The 6,768-nt window shown below is 65.8% G+C and carries 4 protein-coding genes; 1 reads left to right on the top strand and 3 read right to left on the bottom strand.

The features are described 5' to 3' along the window. Positions 1–33: 33 nt before the first annotated feature. A complete protein-coding gene (locus tag E4K65_RS41525; RefSeq protein WP_135179020.1) occupies positions 34–1,332 on the bottom strand; it encodes a hemolysin family protein in 1,299 nt (432 codons plus the stop codon). 243 nt (positions 1,333–1,575) lie between these two features. Between E4K65_RS41525 and E4K65_RS41520 the strand changes: the two genes are divergently transcribed. Further along, positions 1,576–3,651 carry a methyl-accepting chemotaxis protein gene (locus E4K65_RS41520; RefSeq protein WP_135179019.1) on the top strand — a complete coding sequence of 692 codons (2,076 nt, stop codon included), beginning with the start codon at positions 1,576–1,578 and terminating at the stop codon, positions 3,649–3,651. 32 nt (positions 3,652–3,683) lie between these two features. Here E4K65_RS41520 and E4K65_RS41515 read toward each other — a convergent pair whose 3' ends face one another. Both E4K65_RS41515 and E4K65_RS41510 read right to left on the bottom strand, forming a co-directional pair. Beyond that, entirely contained in the window at positions 3,684–4,994 is a 1,311-nt protein-coding gene (locus E4K65_RS41515; RefSeq protein WP_135179018.1) for an ABC transporter ATP-binding protein, read from the bottom strand. Positions 4,995–5,009: 15 nt separating this feature from the next. Beyond that, positions 5,010–6,746: an ABC transporter permease gene (locus tag E4K65_RS41510; protein WP_135179017.1), complete on the bottom strand. Its 1,737-nt coding sequence runs from the start codon at positions 6,744–6,746 to the stop codon at positions 5,010–5,012. Between the last annotated feature and the right edge of the window lie 22 nt (positions 6,747–6,768).

The raw sequence follows: 6,768 nt of genomic DNA, 5'->3' as shown, positions 1-6,768 counted from the left end.
CGTCCCGCGTTCTCACACACAAGCGCCCGCAACTCACGCCGCCGCCTGCTCATCTCTCCGGCTCGCCAGAATCTTGTCGATCCTTCTTCCGTCGAGATCGACCACCTCGATGTGCCAGCCGCCGAGGTCGAAGGCGTCGCCGACATTGGGCAGCACGTTGAAGTGTTGCAGCACGAGGCCCGCCACGGTGTAGAATCGATGGTGCGGCGGCAGCTCGATGCCGAGCAGCTCGCCGAATTCGTCGACCGGCATCCAGCCGGCGACCAGCAGCGATTCGTCTGCGCGCTTGACATAGGCCGGCTCCGGCGGGCCTTCCTCGGAATGGAACGCGCCGACGATCGATTCCAGAATGTCGGCCGCAGTGACCACGCCTTCGAAGGCGCCGTACTCGTCATAGACGAAACCGACATGGACCGGAGCGGCCCTCAGGATCGCGAGCACGTCGCGGGCATCCGCCGAGGCGGGAATGCTCGGCGCTTCGCGGACGAGCGCCCGCAGATCGGGCGTGCGTTCGTTCATGAACGCGACCAGCAGGTCCTTGGCCTGGAGCACGCCGATCGGCTTGTCGCGTTCGCCGTCCGAGGCCGGAAAGCGTGAATGCGGGCTCTTGGCGATGATCGCTTGAATGGCTTCCGGTGCGTCGTTCAGGTCGATCTCGTCGACCTCCGTGCGCGGCGTCATGACGGCGCCGACCGGCCGGTCGCCGAGCCGCATCACGCCGGCGATCATCTCCTTCTCGCCGGGTTCGAGCACGCCGGCGTTTTCGGCTTCGCTGACGAGGTGATGGATCTCGTCCTCCGAGACCTTCTCCTCGGCCTTGCCGCCGCGGCCGAGCAGCGTGAGGATCAGCTTGCCGGAGAGATCGAGCAGGAAGACGAGCGGCAGTGAAATCCGCGCCAGCACGTGCATCGCGGGCGCGACCTTGACCGCGATGCTCTCGGGGTCGCGCAGCGCCACCTGCTTCGGCACCAGTTCGCCGACGATCAGGGTGGCGTAGGTGATGAGCGTGACGACGATGCCGACGCCGACGATGTCGGCGATGCCGGCGGACAGGCCGAGCTCGACCAGCCATTGCGCTAGCCGCTGCCCGAGCGTCGCGCCGGAGAATGCACCCGAGAGCACGCCGACCAGCGTGATGCCGATCTGCACCGTCGAGAGGAATTTGCCGGGATCGGCCGCCAGCGTCAGCGCCCGCTCGGCGCCGCGCACGCCCTTGGCCGCGAGCAGCGAGAGGCGGGCCGGGCGGGACGAGACCACGGCCAGTTCGGACATGGAGAGCAGGCCGTTGATGACGATCAGGACGACGACGATGACGAGTTCGACCGAGAGCATTGATGTTCCGGAGGTATGCGAGTGCGGCCGGATGGCGGCGCAAGCATTGATATAGGTATTTTGCGAGGAAAATCCCGGCAATTCTGTCGCATCGGGCACCGCGGGGAACCCGGCGACGACAGCGTTCGGCAGCCCCGCGCGGCCTATGGCACTCCGCGGAACTACGGGCCGTTGCTTAACGGGCCCTTAGTGGCCGACAGCTAGGTTTTCGACATTTGTAGCAATGTGTTCGGGGACCCAAGGATGCGGATCGGGAAGCTCTTCGCGCTGTCGATGCTGACGGTGACGGTTTTTGCAGTCATCCTCGGCGCCGAGGTGCTGATACCCCAGGCGCGCATCTTCTCGAACCGCTCCGACGCGATCAAGACGGTTGACGCTTTTGGTGCGACCCTGATGGTCAGCCAGCAAGTCGCCGGTCTTCGCGCCCCCTACATTGGACCGATCTTCCAGGAAGCCGCTGCGACGCAGGCCCAGATCGACGTTGCCGCGAAGGCCGCGAAAGCCGCCGAGACCGCCTTCGAGAACGCAAGGCGGGCCATCATGGTGCTGGATGACGGCGGAGCGATTGCCGAGCATCTCGACCGTGCCGCGCGGCGGCTGAAGGAGATCCACATCGCGGCGGATCGCGCGATGAGCGTTCCGCTGGCGGCGCGCGACAGCGCCGCGATCAAGGGTTTCCTGCCCGGTGTTGCCGAGGTGCTCGGCAATATCGAACCGGTCATGAACCGGCTCGAGGCGAAGGTCGTCAATGCCGATTCCTCGCTTGCGGCGTTGCTGAACCTGGCGCGGACGGCGCAGGATCTGCGCGTCTCGGCCGGCAGCCGCGCCGCCACGCTGTCGCCGGCGCTGACCGCACGCCGCCCGCTCGCGGTGGCCGAGTTCTCGCTGATGGATCGTATGCAGGGGCGTGTCGAAGCCGACCGCGAGCGCATCGAGGCCGGTATCGACCAGCTCGGAAACCCGCCCCGCATCGCCACCGCGCTGAAGGCGGCGACGGACTCCTATTTCGGGAAAGCTGCGCTCGTCGTGGACAAGGAAATGCCAGCGGCCCGTAGCGACGGCAAGTACGGCGTCAACGCCGATGAGCTGGCCAGTGTCATCGTGCCGGCCATCCAGATGTTCTACGGCGTGCGCGACGCCGCGCTGGCCGAAGCTGCCGAGCGCGCCGCCTCCGCGCGCGACGGCGCGCTGGCGATGCTCGCCCTCGCGGGCGTGGCGGTGCTGGCGCTGCTCGGGACGCTCGGTGGCGTGACCATGATGCTGCGCAGCCGCGTGGTGACGCCGCTCAGCCGGCTCGCGGACGTGATCGGGACGCTCGCCGCCGGACAGCACGAAGTCGAGATCCCTGCGACGGGCCGCAACGACGAGATCGGCCAGGTGGCGGGCTCGCTGCGGCACTTCAAGGATTCGCTCGTCGCCAAGAAGGCCGCCGACGAGGCGGCCGCGGTCGAAGCCGAGGCGAGGCTCCGTCGCGGCCAGCGCGTGGACCAGATTGCGCGCGACTTCGAAGCCATGATCGGCGACGTCATCAACACCGTTGCGTCGGCATCGTCGGAGCTGGAGGCCTCGGCGGGAACGCTGACGAGCACGGCCGATCAATCGGAAAAGGTCACTGCGACCGTCGCGGCCGCGTCCGAGCAGGCCTCCACCAACGTGCAGACCGTTGCCGCGGCGGCGGAGGAAATGGCTTCGTCGGTGGACGAAATCAGCCGGCAGGTCCAGGACTCCGCGCGGGTCGCCGGCGAGGCGGTGCAGCAGGCGGTGCGGACCAACGACCATGTCGGCGAGCTGGCCAAGGCCGCCGGCCGGATCGGGGACGTCGTCGAGCTCATCAGCCAGATCGCGGGCCAGACCAATCTTCTGGCGCTGAACGCCACCATCGAGGCGGCGCGCGCGGGCGAGGCCGGCCGCGGCTTTGCCGTCGTCGCCTCCGAGGTCAAGGCGCTGGCCGAGCAGACCGCCAAGGCCACCGGCGAGATCAGCCAGCAGATCGCGGGAATCCAGACGGCGACGGAGGATTCCGTCGGCGCCATCAAGGCGATCGGCGACACCATCACCCGCATGTCCGAGATCGCGTCTGCGATCGCCTCGGCGGTCGAGGAGCAGGGCGCGGCGACGCGAGAGATTTCCCGCAACGTGCAGCAGGCGGCCCGCGGCACCCAGCAGGTCTCCGCCAGCATCGTCGACGTGCAGCGCGGCGCGAGCCAGACCGGATCGGCCTCCTCCAACGTGCTCGCTTCTGCAAGGTCATTGTCGGGCGAGAGCAGCCGTCTCAAGGTCGAGGTCGGCAAGTTCCTGGATGCGATCCGGGCCGCTTAATCGCGAGTCGCGGCGGGTGCAGGAGGACGGCTTCAGCCCGGATTCTCCAGGCTGAACGTCTCCGATTGCTCGTCATAGGCGAATAGCTCGCCATAGCGGGCCCAGGACACGATCGTCTTGATCGTATCATCCGCATTCTCCTCGGACATGTAGTCCTCGAGCTCGTTGCGGAATCGGGTTGCGGGCGCGGTGTGCGAAGGACGCTCGTCCAGCACGCGTCGGATCAGTCCCATCACCGGTACGTAGGTGACGAGATGCTCGGCGAACAGCTTCTTGCGTGCGTCGGTCTCGATATTGGCAAAGTGCTTTCCCGCGTCCGTGAGCATCAGGTCGCCTTCGCTGAGCTGCGCAAAGCGCAGGAGCTGGAGGGAATCGCCTAGATGAATGATCTCGTCGGCTTCAAACTGGAGCTGGCTTGCGAGCACGGGCAGGTCGGCGTGGCCATTATAGGGCGGCGCGGCCAGCGTTTCGATCAGGCCCGAAAGAACGTTGGATGAGACGTGGTGCAGGACCATGCCGACGCCGGTGCCGGGAATGCCCTCTATCGAAGCTGCTCTCGGCTCGGCGCGCTGGGTCATACGCGCATAAATATTGTCGACGAGCTGCCGGAAATACGGATCGAGCCGGTTGCGCGGATGCTTCAGGTCGACCTTGATCTCGGTCGCAACCCGGCCCGGATTGGACGAGAACACCAGGATGCGATCGCACATCAGGACCGCTTCCTCGATGTTATGCGTCACCATGAGGATCGACTTGATCGGCAGCCGGCCCTCGATCCAGAGATCGATCAAATCGGTACGGAGCGTCTCGGCGGTGAGCACGTCGAGCGCCGAGAACGGCTCGTCCATCAGCAGGAGGTCGGGATGCACCACCAGCGCGCGGGCAAAGCCTACGCGCTGGCGCATGCCGCCGGATAATTCCTTGGGGAAGGCGGATTCGAATCCGTCGAGGCCGATCAGGTCGATCGCGGCGAGTGCGCGCTTGCGCCGCTCGGCGGCGTCGATGCCAAGCGCCTCCAGCCCGAGTTCGACGTTTTGCAGCACCGTCAGCCAGGGAAACAATGCAAACGACTGAAACACCATGGCAACGCCGTTCGGCGGGCCGATGATGGTCTCGCCGCGGCAAGTCGCGCTGCCCGAGGAGGGCGCCATCAGGCCGGCGATGATCCGAAGCAGGGTGGATTTGCCGGAGCCGGAGCGGCCCAGCAGGCCGACGATCTCACCGGAATGGATGGTGAGGTCGACCTTGTCGAGCACCAGCAGCTGCTCGCCGCTGCCCTTCGGGAAGGACCGGCAGACGTTGCGGATGTCGACGAGGGCGGATGGCTTTACCTGGTCAAGCATGATCTTCCCTCCTCATCAGCCGAGACGCAGGCGGCGCTCACCGAAGGCATAGAGCGGCCGCCAGAGCAGACGATTGAACAGCGTCACCATGATACACATCGTGGCGATACCGAGCACGACCCACGGAAAGTCGCCGGCCTCCGTCGCCGTGGCGATATAGGCTCCCAATCCAGTAGCCTGCAAATGCGTCTCGCCCCAGCTTGCGACCTCCGCGACGATGGATGCGTTCCATGAGCCGCCGGACGCCGTGATCGCGCCGGTGATGTAGTAGGGAAAAATGCCGGGCAGGATCACCTTGAACCACCAGCGCCATCCCCCGAGGTGGAAGCTGCCGGCGGCCTCGCGAAGGTCGGTCGGGAACGCGCTCGCACCCGCGATCACGTTGAACAGGATGTACCATTGCGTGCCCAGGATCATCAGCGGGCTCAGCCAGATATTGGCGCTCAACCCATAGTGGACGATGATGAAGACGAAGACGGGGAAGGCGAGATTGGCGGGGAAGGCCGCCAGGAACTGCGCCAGCGGCTGCACGCGCTCGGCGAGCTTCGGGCGAAGCCCGATCCAGACGCCGATAGGCACCCAGATCAGCGTGGCGATGCTGATCAGCACGATGACGCGCAGCAGGGTGATCATCCCGTCGCGGATCGCGACGAAGACGTCTGACAGGTCGAGGCTGGCCGAGAGGTAGCGATAGGTCAGCCAGGCGGCATAGGCCGCGCCGCCGAGGATCACGGCGACCCAGAGCGCATCGACGAGGCGCGAGGGGCGGCTCCCCTTGTTGCTTCCCGCGGGAGACAGCTTCGGCAGCGATATGCGCAAATTCGAGACCATCCTGTTCACTGCGGCGAAGGGAAGCGTGAGGGCGCGCAGCGCGCGGGTGCGGCGGAACAGGTCGAGCATCCAGGAGGTCGGCGCCTCGCCCGAAGCGGTCTGCTCGAAGCGGAATTTGTCGGCCCAGGCGACGATGGGGCGGAACAGCAACTGATCATAGGCGATGATGACGAACAGCATCGCCAGGATCGCGTAGAAGATCGCGCCCAGGTTCTGCTGCTGGATCGCCATCGCAACATAGGAGCCGACGCCCGGCAGCGTCACCGTGGTGTTGCCGACGGTGATCGCTTCGGAGGCCACCACGAAGAACCAGCCGCCCGACATCGACATCATCGCATTCCAGATCAGGCCCGGCATCGCGAAGGGCACGTCGAGGCGCCAGAAGCGTTGCCAGCCGGACAGGTGGAAGCTCTGCGTAGCCTCTTCCAGATCCTTCGGCACGTTGCGCATCGACTGGTACATGCTGAAGGTCATGTTCCAGGCCTGGCTGGTGAAGATTGCAAATACCGAGGCGAGCTCGGCGCCCATCACCTGGCCGGGAAACAGGTTCATGAAGAACACGACCGTGAAGGTCAGGAAACCCAGGATCGGCACCGATTGCAGAATGTCGAGCAGCGGAATCATCACCATCTCGGCGCGCCGGCTTTTTGCGGCGACCGCGGCATAGATGAAAGTGAAGATCGTCGAGCAGACGATGGCGAGCAGCATCCGCATCGTGGTGCGCAGCGCATAGAGCGGCAGATGGGACGGATCGAGCGACACTGGCGCACGCTCGAGGTCGGACAGCGGCGCCGTGGTCTGCTCGCCGCCATAGACGATCAGCACCATGGCACCGACCACCAGGATCAGTGCGGCGATGTCCCAGACATTGGGACGGAGCGCCGGCCCGATCGCGGCGCTACGAAAATCCTGCAGTCTCATGCGGCCTGCCCTTCTGGAAGAT

The sequence above is a fragment of the Bradyrhizobium niftali genome, from assembly GCF_004571025.1.
Classification (GTDB): Bacteria; Pseudomonadota; Alphaproteobacteria; order Rhizobiales; family Xanthobacteraceae; genus Bradyrhizobium; species Bradyrhizobium niftali.
The sequence above is the reverse complement of the archived record's forward strand: the minus strand, read 5'-3'. Positions and strand labels throughout refer to the sequence as shown.